The sequence below is a fragment of the Parasphingorhabdus pacifica genome, from assembly GCF_054779195.1.
Map to the genome: position 1 here is coordinate 279201 of NZ_BAAGYS010000011.1, position 23040 is coordinate 302240.

The 23040-nt window shown below is 68.1% G+C and carries 20 protein-coding genes; 10 read left to right on the forward strand and 10 right to left on the reverse strand.

Going from position 1 to position 23040, the window contains the following annotated elements:
* Positions 1-34: 34 nt before the first annotated feature.
* The 6 genes from ACYVAN_RS18285 to ACYVAN_RS18310 form a co-directional block, all read right to left on the reverse strand.
* Complete coding sequence (locus ACYVAN_RS18285) at positions 35-787, reverse strand: ABC transporter permease (protein WP_460961205.1); 753 nt, start codon at positions 785-787, stop codon at positions 35-37.
* A 1-nt stretch (position 788) separates the two neighbouring features.
* Positions 789-1514 carry a fluoroquinolone export ABC transporter permease subunit gene (locus tag ACYVAN_RS18290; protein WP_460961206.1) on the reverse strand — a complete coding sequence of 242 codons (726 nt, stop codon included), beginning with the start codon at positions 1512-1514 and terminating at the stop codon, positions 789-791.
* The gene (locus ACYVAN_RS18295; protein ID WP_460961208.1) at positions 1511-2401 is read right to left on the reverse strand and encodes an ABC transporter ATP-binding protein; all 891 of its coding nucleotides are present in this window, start codon (positions 2399-2401) and stop codon (positions 1511-1513) included. Before ACYVAN_RS18295 ends, ACYVAN_RS18290 begins: the two co-directional genes overlap by 4 nt.
* The gene (locus tag ACYVAN_RS18300; RefSeq protein WP_460961210.1) at positions 2398-3009 is read right to left on the reverse strand and encodes a TetR/AcrR family transcriptional regulator; all 612 of its coding nucleotides are present in this window, start codon (positions 3007-3009) and stop codon (positions 2398-2400) included. The genes ACYVAN_RS18295 and ACYVAN_RS18300 overlap by 4 nt, the downstream gene beginning before the upstream one ends.
* 86 nt (positions 3010-3095) lie before the next feature.
* Positions 3096-3233: a hypothetical protein gene (locus ACYVAN_RS18305; protein ID WP_460961212.1), complete on the reverse strand. Its 138-nt coding sequence runs from the start codon at positions 3231-3233 to the stop codon at positions 3096-3098.
* A gap of 521 nt (positions 3234-3754) precedes the next feature.
* Entirely contained in the window at positions 3755-5338 is a 1584-nt protein-coding gene (locus ACYVAN_RS18310) for an alkaline phosphatase D family protein (RefSeq protein ID WP_460961214.1), read from the reverse strand.
* A gap of 276 nt (positions 5339-5614) precedes the next feature.
* Between ACYVAN_RS18310 and groES the strand changes: the two genes are divergently transcribed.
* On the forward strand, positions 5615-5905 hold the full coding sequence (gene groES, locus ACYVAN_RS18315; protein ID WP_460961216.1) for a co-chaperone GroES: 291 nt from the start codon (positions 5615-5617) through the stop codon (positions 5903-5905).
* 188 nt (positions 5906-6093) lie between these two features.
* Entirely contained in the window at positions 6094-7713 is a 1620-nt protein-coding gene (groL, locus tag ACYVAN_RS18320; protein WP_460961218.1) for a chaperonin GroEL, read from the forward strand.
* Between the two features lie 194 nt (positions 7714-7907).
* Here the strand turns inward: groL and ACYVAN_RS18325 are convergent, their stop codons facing one another.
* The gene (locus tag ACYVAN_RS18325; protein ID WP_460961220.1) at positions 7908-8210 is read right to left on the reverse strand and encodes a WhiB family transcriptional regulator; all 303 of its coding nucleotides are present in this window, start codon (positions 8208-8210) and stop codon (positions 7908-7910) included.
* 208 nt (positions 8211-8418) lie between these two features.
* Here ACYVAN_RS18325 and ACYVAN_RS18330 point away from each other — a divergent pair, with 208 nt between their 5' ends.
* From ACYVAN_RS18330 to ACYVAN_RS18345, 4 genes are all read left to right on the forward strand, one after another.
* Positions 8419-9531 (forward strand): MerR family transcriptional regulator, encoded by a 1113-nt coding sequence (locus ACYVAN_RS18330; protein WP_460961222.1) that lies wholly within the window; start codon positions 8419-8421, stop codon positions 9529-9531.
* A 305-nt stretch (positions 9532-9836) separates the two neighbouring features.
* Complete coding sequence (locus ACYVAN_RS18335; RefSeq protein WP_460961224.1) at positions 9837-10433, forward strand: response regulator transcription factor; 597 nt, start codon at positions 9837-9839, stop codon at positions 10431-10433.
* Between the two features lie 500 nt (positions 10434-10933).
* A complete protein-coding gene (locus ACYVAN_RS18340; protein ID WP_200068483.1) occupies positions 10934-11506 on the forward strand; it encodes a sigma-70 family RNA polymerase sigma factor in 573 nt (190 codons plus the stop codon).
* Positions 11507-12103: 597 nt separating this feature from the next.
* Positions 12104-13006 carry an anti-sigma-D factor RsdA gene (locus ACYVAN_RS18345; protein WP_460961226.1) on the forward strand — a complete coding sequence of 301 codons (903 nt, stop codon included), beginning with the start codon at positions 12104-12106 and terminating at the stop codon, positions 13004-13006.
* Positions 13007-13426: 420 nt separating this feature from the next.
* Here ACYVAN_RS18345 and ACYVAN_RS18350 read toward each other — a convergent pair whose 3' ends face one another.
* Positions 13427-13921 carry a DUF5319 domain-containing protein gene (locus ACYVAN_RS18350; RefSeq protein ID WP_460961228.1) on the reverse strand — a complete coding sequence of 165 codons (495 nt, stop codon included), beginning with the start codon at positions 13919-13921 and terminating at the stop codon, positions 13427-13429.
* Positions 13922-14037: 116 nt separating this feature from the next.
* Between ACYVAN_RS18350 and guaB the strand changes: the two genes are divergently transcribed.
* From guaB to guaA, 4 genes are all read left to right on the forward strand, one after another.
* A complete protein-coding gene (gene guaB, locus ACYVAN_RS18355) occupies positions 14038-15549 on the forward strand; it encodes an IMP dehydrogenase (protein WP_460961230.1) in 1512 nt (503 codons plus the stop codon).
* Between the two features lie 337 nt (positions 15550-15886).
* On the forward strand, positions 15887-17014 hold the full coding sequence (locus ACYVAN_RS18360) for a GuaB3 family IMP dehydrogenase-related protein (RefSeq protein ID WP_460961232.1): 1128 nt from the start codon (positions 15887-15889) through the stop codon (positions 17012-17014).
* A gap of 165 nt (positions 17015-17179) precedes the next feature.
* On the forward strand, positions 17180-18892 hold the full coding sequence (locus ACYVAN_RS18365; RefSeq protein ID WP_460961234.1) for an FAD-dependent oxidoreductase: 1713 nt from the start codon (positions 17180-17182) through the stop codon (positions 18890-18892).
* Positions 18893-19114: 222 nt separating this feature from the next.
* Positions 19115-20665 carry a glutamine-hydrolyzing GMP synthase gene (guaA, locus tag ACYVAN_RS18370; protein WP_460961585.1) on the forward strand — a complete coding sequence of 517 codons (1551 nt, stop codon included), beginning with the start codon at positions 19115-19117 and terminating at the stop codon, positions 20663-20665.
* A gap of 71 nt (positions 20666-20736) precedes the next feature.
* On the opposite strand, the gene ACYVAN_RS18375 is transcribed toward guaA, so the two are convergent.
* Together ACYVAN_RS18375 and ACYVAN_RS18380 are read right to left on the reverse strand one after the other, a co-directional pair.
* Positions 20737-21705 (reverse strand): glycoside hydrolase family 16 protein, encoded by a 969-nt coding sequence (locus ACYVAN_RS18375; RefSeq protein WP_460961236.1) that lies wholly within the window; start codon positions 21703-21705, stop codon positions 20737-20739.
* A 236-nt stretch (positions 21706-21941) separates the two neighbouring features.
* On the reverse strand, positions 21942-22961 hold the full coding sequence (locus ACYVAN_RS18380) for a LacI family DNA-binding transcriptional regulator (RefSeq protein WP_460961238.1): 1020 nt from the start codon (positions 22959-22961) through the stop codon (positions 21942-21944).
* Between the last annotated feature and the right edge of the window lie 79 nt (positions 22962-23040).

The following is a 23040-nucleotide window of genomic DNA, read 5'->3' on the forward strand; positions in this document are numbered from 1 at the left end:
GTGAGGAGGTTAGTTATGTCCGGTTCGTACTGGGTTAACTCGCGCTGGCCTCTCGGCGAACGATCGAGCCGTACCGGAATCGCCGGTACAGCGGCCAGGCCAACAACAACGGATAGCCGACGCCCACCAGGACGTACGGCCACACCGGGCCTCCCGCGAAGGCGACCCAGAACGCCTTCGCGGGCCAGTAGGTGGGAATCGGCCAGAACAGCGGCTGCCACGCGGTACCGAGGAAGTACGGGACCAACGGCAATCCGGCGACCACGATTCCGAGCGCGCGGATCAGTGCGACGCCCTCCACCTTGTTGCCCGCGAACGCGATCAGGACCAGTGCGATCAGCAGTGCGCAGGAGCCGGCCGATATCGCCGCCGCGAAGGTCGCGGGAACGAGGGCGAACGGGAGCAAACCGCTGCCGAGCGTGGTTCCGACGACGCACAGGCAGGTGAGCCCGACCGCGATGCCCGCCCGGTATCGGATGTACTCCGAAAGTGGAACCGGGCTCACGCGCAGCGCCAGCAAGGTTCCCGAATCCCGCTCGTCCAGCACCATCAGTCCCACCAACCCGCCGACCACGATGGGTGCCGTCAGCAGCAGGAACCCGGTCATGATCAGGGCGTGGTAGTCGGCCAGGTCGATGCCGTACCGATCGGCCATGAGAGTGGTGACGGCGGGCATCGGAAGTCGCACCATCAGGGTCCAGAGCACCGGCGCCAGCAGCATCCCGATCAGCAGCGGTTCGCGGAACAGGCCGCGGAAGTCGTTACGGGCGAACGCGGTCATCGGCATGTCAGGGCCGTCCCTTCGCGCCGACGGCGTAACGGGTGAACACCCACCCGCTCCACGGGTACAACACGAGCAGCCACGCGACGGGATAACCGAACGCGTAGCCGAGCTGCCACCCCGCGAGGTCCTGCTGACCGAGCCCGGAGGCGATCAGCAACAGCGGCCCGTGCGTGGGAATCGCGTACAGCCCGGCGAACTCCCACACCCCCGCGTAGTGGAACAGCGGTGCGCACAGCACCGCCAGCGGCACGACGCCGAGCATGAACCAGTCGCTGACCGAGTCGAACGGCAGCGCGGACAGGAAGCCGCCGTAGAGCATGAGCAACGTTCCGAGCGCGGTACCGAGGATCAGCTTCGGGAAGTGCTGCGGCATCCCCGTGGTCACGAGCACGATGAGCACCGCGAGCAGGACCGAGACGGTGGTCAGCACCAACAGCTTGGCCATCAGGTACTCGCCGAAGCGCAGCGGGCTGGTCACCACCGCACCGAGGGTGCGCTCCTCCTTCTCGAAGAACACCGCTGCCGCGATGAAGAAGAACCCGATCAGGGCCACGTCGCCGAAGATGACGTACGGCTCGACCACTACGCGGATGTCGGCGGGGATCGGCAGCAGCATCGCGGGCCACATCAGGACGGAGAACACGGCCGCGTGCAGGAACTTGTAGCGCACCTGGGTCAGAACCTCCAGGCGCAGCGCGACTCCGAGCCTGGTCACCGTCGCCGGGATCATCGCAGGCTCCGGCCGGTGGCCTCGACGAACACGTCGTCGAGGCTCGCTTCGAGGCTGTGCAGCGTTTCGACCCGCTGCTCCCGCAGAACCCGTTGGAAGCCGGAGTTCCCGGCGAGCCCTTCCATCGGGAATTCGCGGCTGACCAGGTCGTCCTGCGGGTCGCGGTATTCCACCCGGACCTGGCGCCTGCTGCGGGCTACCTTCAGCTCCTTCGGGGAGTCGAGCGCGGCGATGCGGCCGTCTACGACGAACGCGACCCGGTCGCAGAGCTCGTCGGCGGTGTTCATGTCGTGGGTGGTCAGGAAGACGGTCTTGCCCCTGGATTTGAGCTCGAGGACCACGTCCCTGATCCGGCGTGAGTTGGCCGGGTCCATTCCGGACGTCGGTTCGTCGAGGAAGAGCAGGTCGGGGTCGTGCAGCAGGGCGCGGACGAACACCAGCCGCATCTGCATGCCCTTGGAGTACCGCCCGACCTTCTCGTCGGCCGCGTCCGCCAGCCCGACCAGGTCGAGCAGCTTCATCGGGTCCTCGGTGTGGTTTCCGTGCAGGGCGGCGAAGAACCGCAGGTTCTCCAGCGCGGTCAGCTTCCGGTAGTGGTTGGGGAGCTCGAAGGAGACCCCGATGTGCCGGTAGAGCTCGGACCCCCAGCTCCGCGGGCCTCGGCCCCACAGGCCGACCCTGCCGCCGTGGCCTTCGAGCAGGCCGGTGAGGATTTTCTGGGTCGTCGACTTGCCCGCCCCGCTCGGCCCGAGGAACCCGAAGATCTCACCCTGCGGCACGGTGAAGTCCATGCCGCGCACGGCAGGTTCCGCGCTCCGGGCGTAGGAGAAGGTGAGGTCCTCGACGGAGATGACGTCCGGTCCGGTGGGGTCGGTGCGAGGTGTCATGAGCGAGCCTCCGCACTGGTGAGCCCGATCGCGACCGAGCTGATGAGCAGGTCGAGGACCCGCGGGTAGTCCGGTCCGATCTCTTCGGAGTGCAGCACGGTGAAAGCGACCGAGCGGATCACGCCCACGATCACCATCGGATCGGTTTCGACCAGCTCACCGGCCTGCTGCATCGCGGTGATGAATTCGAGCATGGGGTCGAGCACGTGGGGTTGAGCGCGGGCCACCTCGTCGGGGCCGACCTTGCGGGAGACCGCGGCGAGTTCGTCGGGCCGTTCGAGCAGTCGCCGGTAGAGCGGGTCCGAGGTGGCGGTCTCCACACCCACTCGGAGCATCGATTCGACCCCCTCGCGGGCGTGCGTCGCTTCGGCGATCGCGTTGCGGAAGGCAGCGGTGACCTCGGGAGCCTGCCGGAGCAGCAGTTCGAGGTACAGCGCCTCCTTGGAATCGAAGAACGCGTAGAAGCTGCTCTTGGCGATTCCCGCCGGGCGGACCAGGTCGTCGAGCGAGGTCTTGCGCAGTCCGTGCACGACGAACAGCTCACGGGCGGTTCGCAGCAGCTGTTCGCTGATTCGGGTTCGCTCCTGCTCGGTGAAGCGGGCGACCATCGGAACTCCTGTGCGGCGTTGGGCTGGCTGAGAATCTGTGAACAGTCTATTTTTCTGTTCGCAGCATACGCCGCTCCGGTCGGGTGTCAACGGACGTAGCCAGGTATGCGGCCGCCGCCGGCCTGCTCGGAGTTCGGGCGGGTGCGCAGCAGGCCGCCCGAGGTGCGGGCGGCGGTCTCGGCGGTGCCGTCGCGGCGGAGGCGCTCCGACCCGCCGCGTACCACGCCCGCATCGGGTCGGCGCCGTCCCGGCCGTTCCCGGTGCTCGCGGTATCACCCGAGGTCCGATGTGGACGCTTGCCGCGGCCGGGAGTGCCTCGTGTTCAGCCGCCCGCCACATCCGGATCGACAAACCGCGCGACCGCGTGATTACGCGGGCCGACGGGCCATTTCGGACAATCCGCCACCGCCACGGCCGGCGAGGGGAGCCGGTTCGGTGGCGGTCACTTCGAACGTGTCCGGATCACGTCGGACGGTCACTGATCACTTCGCACCGTTCCGGTCATTTCGGACGCCAACCGGAGCGTCCGGGAGGTCGCTGAGGTCCCGGCGGCCTGGAGGGTCGCGGACGGCGTTCCCATGGCCGGCTGGTGGGCCTCGTCGGTGTCATGGGGGAGAACCTAAGCCACCGAAGTGTCGTCCCGGGAACCAACAGGTGTCTCACGTGACATATCCCGCATGCGGATCTACCTGCGAAGATCACGCTGTGGACCTGTTCGATCACCGCGTCCGCGCCCGCCGCGCCCTCACTGCACACCTGCTTCGCGGAGCCCGCGTTCCCGATCGGAGATCACGAACGACGCCTTCGTCCGCACCGGTGCGTCCGGTTCGGACACGTAGGGGAGTACCCGGAAGTCGGCTCGCAGCTCGCTACTGGTGATTCTGGTGCGGACATAGCCGCGCATGTCGTCGTAGAACCGGAAGTGTGGGTTGTCGGGGTCGCCGGAGAAGTCCGTGCCCGCTGCGTCCCCGCCGGAGGTCACCGAGGTCGTGACGAGCTCGCTGCCGACCACGGGCGAATCCGGGTCGTCGTAGTCGAGCTTGAGGTCGCTCGCGTAGTGCTCGTGGATGTCTCCGGTGAGAACGACCGGGTTGCGCACCCCCGCGCGCATCCAGCCGCGAGTGATGCGGTCCCGCGAGGCGGTGTAGCCGTCCCAGGTGTCCATATTGGTGATCTTCGCCGGTCCGGCCAAGCTGTCGTTCTGGGCCATCATGACCTGCTGGCCGAGCAGGTCCCATCTCGCCCGGGAGGACGCGAACCCGTCGAGCAGCCACGATTCCTGCTCGTTTCCGGTCAGTGACCGGGTGGGATCCGATTCCTGTCCGCACGGTCCGAGCAGACCGCCGCACGCCTGGTCGCTGCGGTACTGGCGGGTGTCGAGCAGGTGGAGGTTGGCGAGCCCGCCCCACTGGATCCGTCGGTAGAGCTGCATGTCCGTGCCGTTCGGCACCGAAGAACGGCGCAACGGCATGTTCTCGTAGTAGGCCTGGAAAGCCGCTTTCCGGCGCTCTTCGAACTGCGGGGTGTCGCCCCAGACCTCGTGGTGTTCCCCGGCCCAGTTGTTGTCCACCTCGTGGTCGTCCCAGATCACCAGCCAGGGAGCGGTGGCGTGCGCGGACTGCAGATCGGCGTCCGTCTTGGTCTGGGCGTGCCGCTGTCGGTAGTCGGCGAGGGTGAACGTCTCGCCCCCTTCGACCTTGCGGGCGATCCCGGAGCCGACCGGATAGCCGAGGTGGCCGTGCTCGTACTGGTAGTCCCCGAGGTGCAGCACGAGGTCCGGGTCGTCCTCGGCGATCCGCCGGTAGGCGGTGAAGAAGCCGTGTTCCCACTGGGCGCAGGAGGCGAAGCACATCGTCAGCGCCGAGCCGAGCGTTCCGGCGGCCGGTGCCGTGCGGGTGCGGCCGCTGCGGCTGATGTAGTTGCCCGTCCGGAACCGGTAGAAGTACTCGCGGTCCGCCTGCAGGCCGACGACTTCGACGTGCACGGAATGTCCGAGTTCCGGCACCGCCTGCTCTGTTCCGCGCCGGACGATCCGGTGAAAGCGTTCGTCGGTCGCGATCTCCCAGTCGACGTCGATCGGCCGATTCGGCATTCCGCCGAGTCCGTCGTCGGCCAGCGGTAGCGGGGCCAGCCGGGTCCACAGCACGAACCCGTCCGGGTTCGGGTCACCGGAAGCGACGCCGAGCAGGAACGGGTCTCCCGGCATGACCGCCCGGGCGTGCGGTGCGCCGACGGCGAACAAGCCGAGCGCAGCGGTGGCGCCGGCGCCACCCGCGAGTACGGTGCGACGAGTCGGTCCTCGCCGTTCGTCGTCCTGGGAGCGCTGCACGGTGATCCTCCGATATCGACTTCCGGACACGGTCTCGCGCAAAAGTGAAACGGGTTCATGTAAGTCGTGATCGGATAGTGAATACCGCATGGCCGTCGATCTGTCGACGTTCGAGTGACGCCGCGCGGGGTGAGGGGTAGTTGAGCATTGGCACTCGCATCGGTAGAGTGCTAGATACACGGCCCCGAGCGCCCCGGCACCCGCGACGACGGGGAGCCACGGAGCCGTTGCCAACCAGCCAACGCTTCGAAGGCCCCAGAAGGTGGAGGTCACACCGTGGCGAGCATCAAGCCGCTTGAGGACAAGATCGTTGTCCAGGCGAGCGAAGCCGAGACGACCACTGCGTCCGGCATCGTGATCCCGGATACCGCCAAGGAAAAGCCCCAGGAGGGCAAGGTACTGGCCGTTGGGCCGGGCCGTGTCGACGAAAAGGGCAACCGCATTCCCGTGGATGTCACGGAAGGCGACGTCGTTATCTACTCCAAGTACGGCGGAACCGAGGTCAAGTACAACGGTGAGGAGTACTTGATCCTCTCCGCCCGCGACGTGCTGGCCGTCGTCAACTGACGAGGTCGCTGACGTAGCACTGCCGCCCCGGCGGTCCCGCCCGGGACGCCGGGGCGGTCGCATGTGGAAGCTGTCTCGTTCGCCGGTTCCCCGTCGGGGCTCGCGCGGTCGGCGCGTGGCCCGAGGGCCCCGCGGGGAACCGGCGTCGAGTACGCACACTCAGGCATTCACGCTGAAGGGCTGTTGAAATGGCAAAGCAGATCACCTTCGACGAGCAGGCACGCCGTGCGCTTGAGCGCGGCGTCAACCAGCTCGCCGACGCAGTGAAGGTCACGCTCGGACCGCGCGGTCGTCACGTCGTACTGGACAAGCAGTTCGGCGGCCCGCAGGTCACCAACGACGGCGTGACCATCGCGCGCGAGATCGAACTGGACGACTCGTTCGAGGACCTCGGCGCCCAGCTCGCCAAGAACGTTGCGACCAAGACCAACGACGTCGCCGGTGACGGCACCACCACCGCGACCGTGCTCGCCCAGGCGATGGTCCGCGAAGGACTCCGCAACCTGGCCGCCGGCGCGAACCCCGCTTCGCTCGGCAAGGGCATCCAGGACGCCACCGACGCGGTCGTCGAGGAGCTCAAGAAGAACTCCACGCCGGTCAAGGGCCGCGACAACATCGCGCAGATCGCCAGCGTCTCCTCCCGTGACGAGGCCATCGGCTCGCTGATCGGCGAGGCGATGGAGCGGGTCGGCGAAGACGGCGTCATCAGCATCGAGGAGTCTTCGAGCCTGGCCACCGAGCTGGAGGTCACCGAGGGACTGCAGTTCGACAAGGGCTTCGTCTCCCCGTACTTCGTGACCGACTCGGAGCGGCAGGAAGCCGTCCTGGAGAACGTCCAGATCCTGTTGCACCGCGACAAGATCTCCAACATCCAGGACTTGCTCCCGCTGCTGGAGAAGGTCGCCCAGAACGGCCAGCCGCTGCTGATCATGGCCGAGGACGTCGAGGGTGAAGCGCTGTCCACACTGGTGGTCAACGCGATCCGCAAGACGTTCAAGGTCGTCGCGGTCAAGGCGCCGTACTTCGGTGACCGCCGCAAGGCCTTCATGGACGACCTCGCCGCCGCCACCGGCGCTGAGGTCATCGCGCCGGAGGTCGGCCTCAAGCTGTCCGAGGTCGGACCGGAGGTGCTCGGCTCCGCCCGTCGCGTCACGGTCACCAAGGACGAGACCACGCTGGTCGACGGCGGTGGCAAGAGCGAGGACGTGCAGGCCCGCACCGATCAAATCCGCAAGGAGATCGAGGCCAGCGACTCCGACTGGGACCGCGAGAAGCTGCAGGAGCGGTTGGCCAAGCTGGCCGGCGGCGTCGCGGTGATCAAGGTCGGTGCCGCCACGGAGACCGAGCTCAAGGAGCGCAAGTCCCGCATCGAGGACGCGGTGTCCGCGTCCAAGGCCGCTGCCGAGGAGGGCAGCGTGCCGGGCGGTGGCTCCAGCCTGATCCACGCCGCGAAGGTCCTCGAGGGCAACCTCGGGCTGTCCGACGACGAAGCGACCGGTGTCCAGCTCGTGCGCACCGCGCTGGAAGCACCGCTGTTCTGGATCGCGCACAACGCGGGCCAGGAAGGCGCCGTGATCGTGTCCAAGGTCCGCGACCTCAACTGGGGTCAGGGCTTCGACGCGGGCTCGCTGTCCTTCGGCGACCTGGTGAAGCCGGGCATCGTCGACCCGCTGAAGGTCACGCGCTCGGCCGTTTCCAACGCGGCCTCGATCGCGCGCATGGTGCTGACCACCGAGAGCGCCGTGGTCGAGAAGAAGGAAGAGGACGAGTCCGAAGGAGCCGGTCAGGGGCACGGGCACTCCCACTGATCGCGCTCCGACCCCGCGGACACCGCGGGGTCGGCTCGCATGAACGAAACCGAGGGGCGGCACCACGCGGGTGCCGCCCCTCGGTTTCGTTTGCCCCTCGTCGAAGTCGAATGACGCCCCTCGTAGTCATTCGGCCCCGATCTCGTGGAGCAACGCCTGCGTTCCGCCGGCTGGGGTCGGCGGACGGGTGATGGTCAGCTCGCCATCGCCGCGACCTGGCGCTTCTGCGACTTGATGATCACCTCGCGTTCGGACTCCGACAGTCCGCCCCAAATGCCGTAGGGCTCCTGGACCGCCAGAGCGTGCTGCCGGCACTGCTCCAGCACCGGGCAGTGCTGGCATACCTCTTTTGCCTTCGCCTCTCGTCTGGCCCGCGCTGGTCCCCTCTCCCCGTCGGGATGGAAGAAGTACGCGCTGTCCATGCCCCGGCACGATCCGCGTATCTGCCAATCCCAGATATCGGCGTTCGGGCCTGGAAGACGTCGAGTGTCTGCCATTGCGACAACCACCTCCTACCGGTGGAGATCCCCTCCCGCTACGGCTCTGCTGCCGCAGCCTCGCATGATCCAAGGTAAAACCGCGCCAAAACTTGTTCAACCCCTATCGCGCCAAAAGCTGTTCATCGTTGGGGTGATCTTTTGGCGAACCAAGATCAACATCGGTACTGGCTTGCCCCTGGCGGCCCGGAAGTCGGAACATGGCCGCGTGACAACAAGCCCGGAACCTGCTCGGGGGCAGGACGACGCCAATCCGATCGGCGATTCCGAGTCCCCCGTGGACGGGGACGGAGACCTCGACTCCTCCGCGGCGAGTGACGATCAGCCACGGCTCACCGTCGCGGCCGTGGCGCGGCGGTTGGGTGTTGCGCCCGCGACCTTGCGCACCTGGGATCGCCGCTACGGACTGGGGCCGAGCGATCACGCGAGTGGTAGCCATCGCCGCTACGGCCCGGACGACATCGCGCGTCTGGAACAGATGCAGCGAGCCCTGCTGCGGGGTGCCTCGCCGGCGGAAGCCGCCCGTTACGCCCGTTCGGTCTCCACGCCGCGACAGCGCTACCCCGTCTCGGTCGAGCAGGAGCCGAAGCCGGACTCGCGCGAGACCGAACCACTGTTGCTCTCCGGCGTGCTCGAGGATTCGGACCAGGGTTCGGTCACGCTCGAATCATCGACCAACACTGGCGGCCGAGGTTTGCGCCTGACCGGCGCGGGCCCGAGGGCGCGTGGCCTCGGGCGGGCGGCGCTCGCCCTGGACTCCTGGTCGGTGCAGAAGCTGCTGATCGAGTCGATCAACGCCGACGGCGTCATGGCGACGTGGCGCGACACCGTCGGCCCGGTCCGGCAGGCGATCAACGAGCGGCGATACCGCTCCGGGGCGGGTATCGAAGTGCTGCAGCTGCTGGTCGATTCCACCGCGACCGCGCTGCGGGCGGTGATCGCCAACGCGTCGCCGCCGTTGAACCCTCGGCCGGTCATGCTCGCGTCCGTACCGGGGGAGGGACAGGAGCTCGAACTCGTCGCCCTGGCGGCGGCCCTCGCCGCCAGCCGGGTCGGCCACCGGTTGTTCGGCCCGGCGCTGCCGAAGGAAGGTCTGGACGCCGCGATTCGCCGAGCGGCGCCCGCGGCGGTGGTGTTGTGGTCGGCCCAGTCCAACTACGCGTCGCCGCGGTTGCTCGGTGAGCTGCCGACGACGCGGCAGCGGTCCCGCGCCTTCGCCGCGGGTGCCGGCTGGGAGCCCGAGGCGTTGCCGCCGAACGTCGAGTTGCTCGATTCGTTGGACGACGCCGTGCGGCGGCTGTCGGAGACGGTTCTCGGGTGAGTTAATGGAATGTGACTTAAATCACAGCTCTTTCCTACTGACGGGTCATAATGGCCGGGTAGCCCGGTGGAGTGCAGTTCGAATTGGCTGCATTCGAGTGAATATCGCAGGTACGAGGGCTGCAAAGCGGGACGGAGCCAGTGAACGCGGGAGGGGTCGAAGTCTGGTGCTCCGTTCCGGTGAACCGTCGCCGCGGGGGCGCTGTCGAAATTCTGGACGGATTAAGCACCGGATCGTGTCAAGGTTTGGCGCTCGGCGTCCGATAGGGGAGATGGAACGTCACTCGCCTGCAGGAAGGAGTTCCCGTGACGACGGTCTTGATCTGCGATGACCGACGCAGCGTCCGGGAAGGGCTCACTCGTGTGATGTCTGCTGTCCCGGGAGTGAGCCGGATTGATTGCGTAGCACACGGTGACGAGCTGCTTGCCCGCTTCTCGCGGCAGGCGGTCGATGTCGTGTTGGTCGGTACCCAACGCGCGGTACCCAACGGTGTGGAGGCGACACGTCGCCTCGTTTCCGCACACCCGCAAGCGAATGTGATCGTGTTCGGTGCTCCGGACGACGCGGGCAGCATCGCTGCGGCGATCGCCGGCGGGGCACGTGGATATCTGCGGTGGGACGCGTCGCGTCCCGAACTGGTCGCGGCGCTGGCGCATACGCTCGCCAGCACCTCGGTGCCGACGCCTCGTCAGCCGTCGGACCCGGGCGTCCAGCTCACCGAGCGGGAACTGCAGGTGCTCAGGGGCATGAGCCAGGGCAAGAGCAATGGCCAGATCGGCCGTGAGCTCTACCTCTCCGAGGACACGGTCAAGACACACGCACGACGGTTGTTCCGAAAGTTGGGAGTTCGGGACCGGGCGCAGGCGGTGGCCCACGGGTTCCGCCGCGGTCTGGTCGCGTGATGCCGCAGGCCGCTGCTGCGGGAGACGTGTACCTCCCTGACGGGTGACGCCTGGATGCACACGGGCCTGCTTTCGATCGGATCGCGGCCGGCGGCTCCTCGGTTCTCGGCAGAACCGAGGAGTTCGTGACCCGAACCACGAATCGCAATTCGGTCAAACCGCTCGAAAGCAGGCTTGGTTTCGAATCTGTGACGAGCCACACTGTGATCGTTCGGTGTGGGCTCGCAGGACTTCCGCACCCCGGTTGCGCTCGGGGGTGCGAAGATCGCTTTTCCGGTCGGCCCGGATCCGACGCTCGTTCGGGTGGCCTTGGAAAACGATGCACGCCTGCGCTTCTGGTAAGTATGGACAGGTGACGACCATCGACTCCTGTCCCCACTCCCTGTTCAGGGATCTGCCCTTTCCCGGTACGGTGATCCCGGCGCGGCGTGCGGTGCACGCGGGTTCCGCCGGACAAATCCGATTCGCGTAAACGCGTAACACCAGGGCTGCTGTCTGCGATGAGCAACGTGGGGGACGGGCTGGACGCTCTAGTAAGCGCAGCCGTCGACGGCGATCGTCAGTCGATCGAGCGCTTGCTGGCCGAAATCCGTCCTTTGGTGGTGCGGTACTGCCGCGCCAGAGTGGGACGAAACGAACGGTCGTTCGCTTCGGCGGACGACGTTGCCCAGGAAGTGTGCCTCGCCGTGCTGACGGCGTTGCCGAGCTACCGGGATCAGGGTCGTCCTTTTCTGGCGTTCGTGTACGGCATCGCCGCGCACAAAGTGGCTGATGCTCACCGGGCGTCGGCCCGTAACCGTTCGGAGCCGGTCGCGGACGTTCCGGATACCCCGGAATCCGAGGCTGGACCAGAACAGCGGGCGATGCAAGGCGAGCTTTCGGGCAGGATGGCGCAATTGCTGCGTGTCCTCCCGGCAAAGCAGCGGGAAATCCTGCTGCTCCGGGTGGTCGTCGGGTTGTCCGCGGAGGAAACCGCCGAAGCGGTCGGTTCGACGCCGGGGGCAGTGCGGGTGGCACAACACCGCGCGTTGGCCCGGCTGCGAAAGACGCTGTCCGCGGAGGAGGTGGTCTAAATGGCTGAGCGGAAAGGGCCCGGGGGTGAACCGGCGGGACGCGACCCTGTCGAGTCCGGCCAGCAGGAGGACCATACGCACGTGGCGGGTGAGCGGGACGATGTCGTTCCGGTCGACGCCGCGAAGGGCGAGGGAACCGAGCTGATCGACAACCACCGAGATTCCGGCTCCGCTGAGTCAGGAACCAGAGCTGAATCGGACTCCGTCGAGCCGGAGGAGGACCCGCGTCTCGGCGAGCATGACACGTCCCCCGAAGTCTCGGCGGACGAGAACGTGCACCACGGCGCCGCAGATGATTCGGAACTCTCCGACGGGGAGCCGTCCAAACCGGAACCACCTGGCGACGGAACGGACCCCGCCAGCGATATCGACGCTGTCAGCAGTATCGATGTCGTGTCGTCCGGCTCCAGAGGTGCGGAAACCGGCCCTTCTTCGATCGGCTCGTCGGGGAACGCTTCTTTCGGAGCCCATGCGGCTTCCGATGGGCCCCTGTCTCCCGATGAGCCTGTGTCTCCCGACGGGGATCGGTCTCCCGACGGGGATGGGTCTCCTAACGGGGATGGGTCTCCCGACGGGGATCTTGCGTGGTCGGCCGAGGTGCTCAACTTCCGCTCGAGCGGGAATGCCGTCCTCGACGATACCAGGCAAGCAGCCGCCGAAGGCGTTGTCGATCTTGAAGAGATCGGCGATGATCCGGTGGACCTCTCCGAGCTGCTCGCCGACGACGCCCTCCTGGACGTGCTGGGCGGCACCGATCCGGATATCGGTTCCCGGACGTCCGGCGACGAGGGGTCCGACCTGGAATCCATGCTGGTCGCATGGCGCCAGGACGTCGACGCCGCACCGATCGCCGACCTCGTCGACATCGACATGGCGGCGGCGGCCATCACGGAGGGCAGTCGCCCCCGCAGGCGGCTCAAGCGCAGGCACCTCGTGCCCGTCGCCTCGGCAGCGGCAGTGCTGATGATCGCCTTCACCGGGTTCGGGCTGGCCGCGCGGGACGCTCAGCCCGGCGACGCGTTGTGGGGTGTCGCGCAGGTGCTCTACATCGACCATGCGCGGGCCGCGCAGGCCAGGGAATCGGCCGAGGGCGATCTGCAATTCGCCGCGGGCGCCTGGGAGCAGGGCAACCGCAGCGCGGCCGAAGCGGCGCTGAAGCGAGCCCGCGAACAGATGCAGGACGTTGACGCCGAACACGGGTTGGACGAGCTGGAGGCCGCGCACGCCTCGCTGACGGCCAAGTTCGACAAGCACGAGGACACCACCGAGAGCTCGACCACGGAAGAGTCCGCGAGCTCCGAGGATTCCGTGACGTCGACACCACCTCCGCCGCCACAGCCGCCGCTGCCGCCGGAACCGCCCGACACCACGTCGACCCAGCCGCCGAGCAGCTCCACCGAGCCGTCCGAGTCGACGACCAGCCCGAGCGAGACCAGCGGCAGCTCCGAGAACCCGTCGAGCGGGGCGTGGGGCAGCGAGAACCCGTTCCTGCCCGACTGACCCGACCGATCTCCTGCCCGGATTCGCCCCGGCCCTGCCCAAACTGATTCAGCCCAAACTGATTCAGCCCAAACTGATTCAGCCCAAACTGATTCAGCCCAAACTGATTCAGCCCAAACTGATTCAGCCCAAACTGGTTCAGGCCAGGGCCGGGGCGAACCGCTCGGTCCGGCCGCTCGGTCCGGCCAACGCTGACGAAGCGATGTCGGCGAAGCGGGCTCGGCAACTATGAAGGACCTCGCCACTCGGCGGATCCGACACGAACGAGGGGGTTGCTCCGAACATTCGGAGCAACCCCCTCGTTTCGTCAGTGCCGGGTTGCGAGACGCGTTCGGCCGTCACGAATCGAGACGCCTGTGGACGAGGCCAGTGGACGGCGCCCAACGGACGAGGCCGGGGCGCGTCAGCGCCGGGTCGGGCTCATTTGCTGTTCTCGTTCTCCGTCTCGGTGACCCCGTCGGCGAAGCCCCGGCAGTAGTCCCAACTCACGTAGTGGGTGGGGTCCGGTTCGAAGGCGGGTTCGTGTGGGCGCATCCGACCGTCGTTCAGGAGTTGTTCCAGGCTGGAACGCAGCAACTCCCAGTCGTGGTAGTGAGCTTCGCCGCAGTCCCCGCAGTCCACGGCGATGCCACGGACGCCACGGGGTTCCAGCAGCGCCTGGTAGACGGCCAGATCGGTCAGGTCGGCCAGCAGTTCGGCGCGTTCCTCATCGCCGAGCGGTGGATCGTTCTCGGAGTCGTGTTCGCCGAGTTCCACGCTCGGATCATCCGGGTCACCCGCGAACGGGTCTGGGGGCAACGGATCGTGCGGCACGGCCAGCACGGTACCGGCTGTGTCCAGCAGTGCCGCTGCTCGGGTGTCCTCTCGCCCGCGAGGACACGCGGACGTAGGGGTCTGACCAGCGGTCTCTATCATGGGGGAATCCCCTTCTCCGGTACCTCGGCGAACCGTCGTACCGGTGAGCCGGTATCACACCCGCCCGCATCCTTCGGTTGAAGACCGTAGCTTGAAGGAAAGGCACATCTGTCGCCATGACCAGCGAACTCACCGCGCCCGGCTTTCCCACGAAGTTCGCGACCCTCGGGCTGACCTTCGACGACGTGCTTCTGCTGCCTGACGAATCGGACGTCATTCCCAGCGGGGTCGACACCGGCACCCAGCTGTCCCGCAACATCCGGCTGCGGGTGCCGCTGCTGTCCGCGGCGATGGACACGGTCACCGAGGCCCGGATGGCGATCGCGATGGCCCGCCAGGGTGGTGTCGGGATTCTGCAGCGCAACGTCTCGGTCGAGGAGCACGCCGCTCAGGTCGAGGTGGTCAAGCGTTCCGAGGCAGGCATGGTCACCGACCCGGTGACCTGCTCGGCGGACGACACGTTGGCCGAGGTCGACGCGTTGTGCGCTCGTTTCCGCATCTCGGGCGTACCGGTGACGGACCCCGACGGCACGCTCGTGGGCATCATCACCAACCGCGACATGCGCTTCGAGGTGGACCACACGAAGCGCGTCCGCGAGATCATGACACCCGCGCCGCTGGTCACCGCCCAGGTCGGGGTCACGGCTGACGCCGCCCTCGGTCTGCTGCGCAGGCACAAGGTGGAGAAGCTCCCGATCGTCGACAACGCGGGCAAGCTCCGGGGTCTGATCACCGTGAAGGACTTCGTCAAGACCGAGCAGTACCCGGAGGCCACCAAGGACCCGGACGGCAGGCTGTTGTGCGGTGCCGCGGTGGGCGTCGGCGCCGATTCCCACGAGCGCGCGATGGCGCTGGTCGACGCGGGAGTGGACGTGCTGATCGTCGACACCGCGCACGGGCACTCCCAGGCCGTGGTCGACACGGTGGCCACGCTCAAGAAGGAACTCGGCCACTCGGTCGACGTCATCGGCGGCAACGTGGCCACCAAGGCCGGTGCGCAGGCGCTGGTCGATGCCGGAGCGGACGCGGTGAAGGTGGGTGTCGGGCCGGGCTCGATCTGCACGACCCGGGTCGTCGCGGGTGTCGGCGTGCCGCAGATCAGCGCGATCTACGAGGCCGACCAGGCGTGCCGTCCGGCGGGCGTCCCGCTGATCGGTGACGGCGGTATCCAGCACTCCGGCGACATCCCCAAGGCCATCGCCGCGGGGGCCAGCAGCGTCATGCTGGGCAGCCTGCTGGCGGGCACCGCGGAAGCTCCCGGCGAGCTGGTGCTGGTCAACGGCAAGCAGTTCAAGGTCTACCGGGGCATGGGTTCGTTGGGGGCCATGCAGACGCGCGGCCAGTCGAAGTCGTACTCGAAGGACCGCTACTTCCAGGACGACGTGCTCTCGGAGGACAAGCTCGTGCCGGAGGGCATCGAAGGCCGGGTGCCGTTCCGGGGTCCGCTGAGCCAGGTCGTGGACCAGCTGGCGGGCGGACTGCGGTCGGGCATGGGCTACACCGGAGCGCGGACGATTCCCGAGCTGCAGAACGCCAATCTGGTCCGGATCACCGCCGCGGGTCTCAAGGAGAGTCACCCGCACGACATCACGATGACCACCGAGGCGCCGAACTACCACAACCGCTGAACCCCGCCCCGGGGTGCGACCGCGGTCGCCGGTCGGACGGTCCGGGCCCGGGGGTTTCCGGGTCCGCCGCGCGGGGTGGCGTGCGTCGCGAAACCGCGACCCAGCTGCCGGTGATCCCGCGAGGCGGGGACAATACCTAGTCGGACAGCGCCGGGGGCGGGCTCGCGGACGAGCGCTTCACGTGCTTTCCGGGCGTGATCGTCCGGCCGGTCGCTGCTCCGGGCCGCGGCCGCCGCGTGGTGGTCGCGCCACAACCGGGGTCACCGAGGGGTGGCCTTGCCGCAGAATGGGATCACCGGTGCGAACGGCGCCGGGAAACCGCGAGGGAAGGACTGACGTGCGGGATCTGGTGGAGATCGGCATGGGCCGTACGGCCATGCGCGGCTACGACCTGGACGATGTCGAGATCGTGCCGTCGCGGCGTACCCGCTCGTCGAAAGATGTGTCCCTGTCTTGGCAGATCGATGCCTACCGGTTCGACATCCCGCTGGTGGCGCATCCGACGGACGCGGTGGTCTCACCGGCCACGGCGATCCGCATCGGCGAGCTCGGCGGCCTCGGTGTGCTCAACGCCGAGGGGCTGTGGGCTCGGCACGAGAACGTCGAGGAACGGCTCTTCGAGGTGGTGCGGGCCGCCGAGGAGGACGACCCCGAAGCGGCGATCACCCTGCTGCAGAAGCTGCACGCGGCGCCGATCCGGATGGATCTGCTGACCGCGGCGGTCAAACAGATCAAGGACTCCGGGGTGACGGTCGCCGCGCGGGTCAGCCCGCAGCACGCCGAGGAGTTGACGCCGGACCTGCTGGCCGCCGGGGTCGAGGTGCTGATGGTCCAGGGCACCATCGTCTCGGCCGAGCACGTCGCTCGCGACGGTGAGCCGCTGAACCTCAAGCGGTTCATCGCGGATCTGGACGTGCCGGTGATCGCCGGTGGGGTCGGTGATTACCGGACCGCGATGCACCTGATGCGCACCGGCGCGGCCGGTGTGATCGTGGGATTCGGCCAGTCCCGGGCGGCGACCTCGACGCAGGTGCTGGGCATCGGTGTCCCGATGGCCACGGCGATCGCGGACGCCGCCGCCGCGCGGCGCGACTACCTGGACGAGACCGGTGGGCGATACGTGCACGTGCTTGCCGACGGGGCGCTTTCCTACTCGGGCGACATCGCGAAGGCGGTCGCCTGCGGCGCGGACGCGGTGCTGCTCGGTGAGGCGTTGACCGAAGCGGCCGAGGCGCCCGGCCACGGCCACTACTGGACTGCCGCCGCGGCGCACCCGAGCCTGCCGCGAAGCGAGATCATCGGCTTCCCCGGATCCGGTGCGGATCTGGAAACGGTGTTGTTCGGGCCGAGCTCGGACCCCTACGGCACGCTCAACCTCTTCGGCGGACTGCGCCGGGCGATGGCCAAGACCGGTTACTCGGAGCTCAAGGAGTTCCAGAAGGTCGGGCTGATGCTGCGGCGCTGACGTGCTCCGGTGGGGCCGCGTTCGCCTGTCGACGGCACGAACTTCCGGCGAAGTTGACGTTCGCCGTCCTCGGTCGGTCTTTCCCGGGGCGCCCTTCCGGGCGCTCCGGGAATCTCGCCCGCAAGGTCTAGCTACTGACGAGTAGTTCCGTTTAGTGTGTCGCGTATGGCTTCTGGTGACCACGCGCAGCGCAGCGGTGAGACGGACTTCGACGTCGTCGTGATCGGTTCCGGCTTCGGAGGAAGTGTGGCTGCGCTGCGGCTCACCGAGAAGGGATACCGGGTCGCGGTGCTGGAGGCCGGGCGCCGGTTCGCCGACGACGAGTTCGCCAAGTCCTCCTGGGACGTCCGCAAGTTCCTGTGGGCCCCGCAGCTCGGGTGCTACGGCATCCAGCGCATCCACATGCTGCGCGACTGCCTGATCCTCGCGGGATCCGGTGTCGGGGGCGGCTCGCTGGTGTACGCGAACACGCTCTACCGCCCGCTCAAGCCGTTCTACAACGACTCCCAATGGGCGCACATCACCGACTGGGAGTCGGAGCTCGCGCCGCACTACGACCAGGCGACCCGGATGCTCGGCGTGGTCACCAACCCGACGGTGACACCCTCGGACACGGTGATGAAGCAGGTCGCCGCCGAGATGGACGTAGAGGACAGCTACCACTCCACACCGGTCGGGGTGTACTTCCGGCAGCCGGGAGAGACCGACGCGGACCCGTACTTCGGTGGTGCCGGACCGGAGCGCACCGGATGCACCGAGTGCGGCTCGTGCATGACCGGTTGCCGGGTGGGAGCGAAGAACACCCTGACGAAGAACTACCTGCACCTGGCGGAGGCCAACGGGGCCGAGGTGTTCCCGCTGACCAGCGTCGACCGGATGGCCCGCGGTGACGACGGCCGGTGGCGCATCGGCACCCACCGCACCGGCGCCAAGTGGAACCGCCGGAGCCGGGTGTTCACCGCCGACCAGGTCGTGGTCGCCGCGGGCACCTGGGGCACCCAGAACCTGTTGCACCGGGCCAGGGAGAACGGCGACCTGCCGCGGCTCTCGCGCAAGCTGGGACACCTGACCCGGACCAACTCCGAAGCGATCATCGGAGCTCAGGCGCCGGAGGTTCGGGAGGACCGGAACTTCGCCGACGGTGTCGCGATCACCTCGTCGTTCCACCCGGATGACGACACCCACATCGAGCCGGTCCGCTACGGCCGGGGCAGCAACGCGATGGGCCTGTTGCAGACGCTGCCCACCAAGGGCGGCACGTCGCAGCCGCGGTGGCGGCAGTGGCTGCGGTACGCGGTCCGGAACCCGCTCACGTCGATCCGGCTGTTCTGGATCCGTCGGTGGAGCGAGCGCACGGTCATCCTGCTGGTGATGCAGAGCCTGGACAACTCGTTGACCACCCGGTTGCGGCGGGGCTTGTTCGGACGGCGCCGCATCACCTCCGAGCAGGGGCACGGCGCGCCGAACCCGAGCTACATCCCGGCGGGGGAGGAAGCCAACGAGCGGGTCGCGGAGAAGCTCGACGGGATCGCCGGTGGCACCTGGGGCGAGCTCTTCGACATCCCGATGACGGCGCACTTCATCGGTGGTTGTGCGATCGGCCGGAACGCCGAGCACGGGGTGATCGACCCGTACCACCGCGCCTTCGGATATCCGGACCTGTCGATCGTGGACGGTTCGGCGATCACGGCGAACCTGGGGGTCAACCCCTCGCTCACGATCACCGCCCAGGCCGAGCGGGCGTTCTCGATGTGGCCGAACAAGGGCGAGCCCGATCAGCGCGCCGCGCAGGAAGAGGGCTACCGCCCGGTCGACCGGATCGCGCCGAAATCCCCCGCGGTCCCCGCCGACGCTCCGGCGGCCCTCCCGGACCCCTGACCCGGTTGCGCGTCGGCCCCCGGAGGAATCGACGCACCTCCTCCACCGCGCCCGGTGTCGTCCGCGGGGGCGGTGGAGGAGGTATGGGGTCGGTGCGGTGTGTCCCTGGTTACCTGGGACAATGACGGTCTGAGCACCGTTTCCGCAGGAGGTTTCGACGACGTGTCCGGTACCGCAACGAGCAGGGCTGCCGACGAGAAGAGCACAGCCGGAAAGGGCCCGGTGCTCGTCGTCGACTACGGGGCTCAGTACGCGCAGCTGATCGCACGACGAGTGCGGGAGACCCAGATCTACTCCGAGGTCATTCCGCACGACACCCCGGTCGCGGAGATCGCCCGCCGCGACCCCGCCGCCGTGGTGCTCTCCGGCGGCCCCGCCAGCGTTTACGCGGAGGAAGCTCCGCAGGTCGATTCGGCCCTGTTCGACGCGGGCATCCCGGTGTTCGGCATCTGCTACGGCTTCCAGGCGATGACCTCGGCGCTCGGCGGAACCGTCGAGCACACCGGAACCCGCGAGTACGGCCGCACCGAGCTGGCCGTCTCGGGCGAGGGCGGGACGCTGCACGAGGACCTGCCGGGCAGCCACCCGGTCTGGATGAGCCACGGTGACTCGGTCAGCAAGGCACCCGAGGGCTTCACCGTCACGGCGGGCAGCGAGCAGACGCCGGTCGCGGCGTTCGAGAACACCGAACGCAGACTCGCCGGTGTCCAGTACCACCCGGAGGTGGCGCACTCGCCGCACGGGCAGGAGGTGCTGCGCCGGTTCCTGCACGAAATCGCGGGCATCCGTCCCGGCTGGACCACTTCTTCCATCGTGGACGACACGGTGACCGCGATCCGCGAGCAGGTCGGCGGCCGCAGGGCGATCTGCGCCCTCTCCGGCGGTGTCGACTCGGCGGTGGCAGGCGCGTTGGTTCACCGCGCCATCGGTGACCAGCTGACCTGTGTCTTCGTCGATCACGGTCTGCTGCGCTCCGGGGAGCGCGCCCAGGTGGAGCGGGACTTCGTCGCGGCCACCGGTGTCCGGCTGGTCACGGTCGACGCGGTCGACCGGTTCATGGACGCCCTCAGCGGGGTCAGCGATCCCGAGGAGAAGCGCAAGATCATCGGCCGGGAGTTCATCCGCTGCTTCGAGCAAGCCGCGCGTGACCTGGTCGCCGAGGCGGGCGAATCCGGGGAGCAGGTCGACTTCCTGGTGCAGGGCACCCTCTACCCCGACGTGGTCGAATCCGGTGGCGGCACCGGTGCAGCGAACATCAAGAGCCACCACAACGTGGGCGGTTTGCCGGACGACCTGCAGTTCGGCCTGGTGGAGCCGTTGCGCGCGCTGTTCAAGGACGAGGTCCGGCGGGTGGGCCTGGAACTCGGTTTGCCGGAGACGATCGTGCACCGCCAGCCGTTCCCCGGTCCGGGGTTGGGCATCCGGATCATCGGTGATGTGACGGCCGACCGGCTGCGGACGCTGCGCGCGGCCGACGCGATCGCTCGTGAGGAGCTGACCGCGGCCGGGCTGGATCGGGACATCTGGCAGTGCCCGGTGGTGTTGCTCGCCGACGTTCGCTCGGTGGGTGTCCAGGGCGACGGCCGCACCTACGGTCACCCCGTGGTGCTGCGACCGGTTTCCAGCGAGGACGCCATGACGGCGGACTGGACCCGGCTGCCCTACGGCGTGCTGGAGCGGATCTCCACCCGGATCACCAATGAGGTTTCCGACGTCAACCGCGTGACGCTGGACGTGACGTCCAAGCCGCCGGGCACCATCGAGTGGGAGTGACCCGCTCGAGCGGGAGTGACTCGGGTTGGTGCGTCGATCTCCGGAGAGGTCGACGCACCAACCCGCGTTGATCACTGCTCCACGCGGACCCAGTCGACGAGGTAGCGGACGTTGCCCGCGGCGACCTTGTCGACGGTTTCCTGCGGGAGGCCGAAGTACGGCTCCGTGACGCCGTTGACGCCGCCGGGGAAGGTGCCGCCGAGGGCGAAGTTGAGGATCAGGAACTGGGGATCGTCGAAGACCCAGCTCCAGCCGTTCTGCTGCATCTCCTGCTTGGTGATCTGGTAGATCTCGCGGTCGTCGATGAAGAAGGTGAACCCGTCGGGGGTCCAGTCGGCGCGGTACACGTGCCAGCCCGCGGGATCCATGCCGTCGAATTCCTGGGTGGCCTTGACCGGGGTGTCGCCGTGGTACTCGGGCCCGTGCAGGGAAACGTTGGTCCACGGTTCGCCGACGTTCTCCATCACGTCGACCTCGCCGCATTCCGGCCAGGGTTCACCGGAGTCGATGTTGGCACCCAGTGACCACCACGCGGGCCACAGCCCGGATCCGGTGGCGCCTTCGGGCAGCTTGAGCCGGGCCGAGTAGCTGCCGTAGGTGAACTCGTACTTGTCCTGCGTGCTCAGGCGTCCGGAGATGAAGTCGTAGGTCTGCCCGTCGGGTGCCTGGTGGCCGGGTTCGAAGCGTGGGTGGATGGCGAGCGCACCGTTCTCGGCACCGGTGGCGGCATCGTCGTGTTCGATGTACATCGTTTCGGGCGAGTCGACGTATGCCTGCTGTTCCCGGTTGACGGTGCCGAAGTTCTCGCCCGTGACTTCGACCGTCCAGCGTGACCGGTCGATCTCGGAGCCGGAGAAGTCGTCGAAGAGGGCCGCTTGTGGGGCTCCCGTCGGCTGGGACGGTGCCGGTTGCGTCGGCGCTGGTCGGGTTCGCGCCTGTTCGGCGCTCGGGTCGGCGTTCGCGGCCTGCGGGGCGGTGGTTGCGGCGAACGGCATCAGCGCGAGCAGGCCCAGGGCTGCGGTGGTGCGGATTCCGGACATCGCGTCTCCTTGCGGTCTTCCGGCGAGGTCTCCGCGCTGGTGCGCCCGGCGCGGTCCGGTTCTGGTGGGTGGAACGGTGGTCATGGCCACCGCCGACCCCGGCGGAAATGGACAGGGTTGGGAGAGGAACGGACGGGATCGTGAGAGCGCTCTCATCGCAGAGCATGGTCGGCAGGAAGGAGGAGGTAAAACCTGTACCGATCAAGATCAGCCGGGATTGCGCTGAACGGCCCAGATCACGCCGACGCGCGCCGAACCAGCTCCACGGGGAGGACTTCCCGCTCGGGACGGATCCGTTCTCCGGCGATCAGCCGCTGCAGCAGGTCAACCATGTGCGCGGTACGGATCACCGGATCCTGCCGGATCGTCGTCAACGGCGGTTCGGTGTACGGAGCCACCGCGGGCTGATCGTCGAAACCGACCACGGCCACGTCGTCCGGAACCCGCCGCCCGGCCGCGCGCAGCGTCTGCATCGCTCCCGCCGCCATCAGGTCGTTGCCCGCGAACACCGCGTCCAGGTCCGGAACCCGTTCCAGCAGTTCGGCCATGGCCCGCTTGCCGCCGCGCTCGGTGAACTCGCCCGCCAGACTGCGCAGCTCGGCGGTCCGCTCGTCGAATCCCAGGGCGCTCTTCCAGCCCTCTCGGCGGTCGATGGCGGCGTGTTCGTCCTGTGGGCCCGTGATGTTCGTGATCGTGCGACATCCGATGCGCAGCAGGTGCTCGGCGGCCATCCGGCCGCCACCGAGGTTGTCGTGGTCGACCAGGTGCAGGCCCTGTTCGGGAATCCACGGCCTGCCGCCGAAGACCAGCGGCAGCGGCAGGTCGCGAACCGCGGGTGGCAGCGGGTCCCCTCGGTGCGGTGCCAGCACGAGAGCGCCGTCCACGTGGCCGGCCGCTAGGTACCGGGAGATGCGCACGTGATCTTCCGGCTCGTGCACGAGCAGCAGTACGAGTTGGGCGTTCGCCGCCGCCAGGTGCCGCGAGACGATCCGGATGGTGGAGGCGAAGAACGGGTCGTCGAAGAACTTGCTCTCCGGCTCGGAGAGCACGAGCGCGATCGCGTCGGTCCGGCGCGTGACGAGGGTTCTGGCGGCCCGGTTCGGCACGTAGCCCAGTTCGAGTACCGCTGCCTCCACCAGATCGCGCGTTTCGGAGCTCACCCGGGGAGATCGGTTGATCACCCTGGACGCGGTCGCTCGCGACACACCCGCAGTGGCCGCGACGTCCTCCAGAGTCGGGCGCACCTCGTTGTCCACCAGCTACCAGCCCCCTTCATCGCTCGTGACGAGATTAGACGGCCACGGTCCTTCCGGAGCCGTCCGGGACGGATCCGAT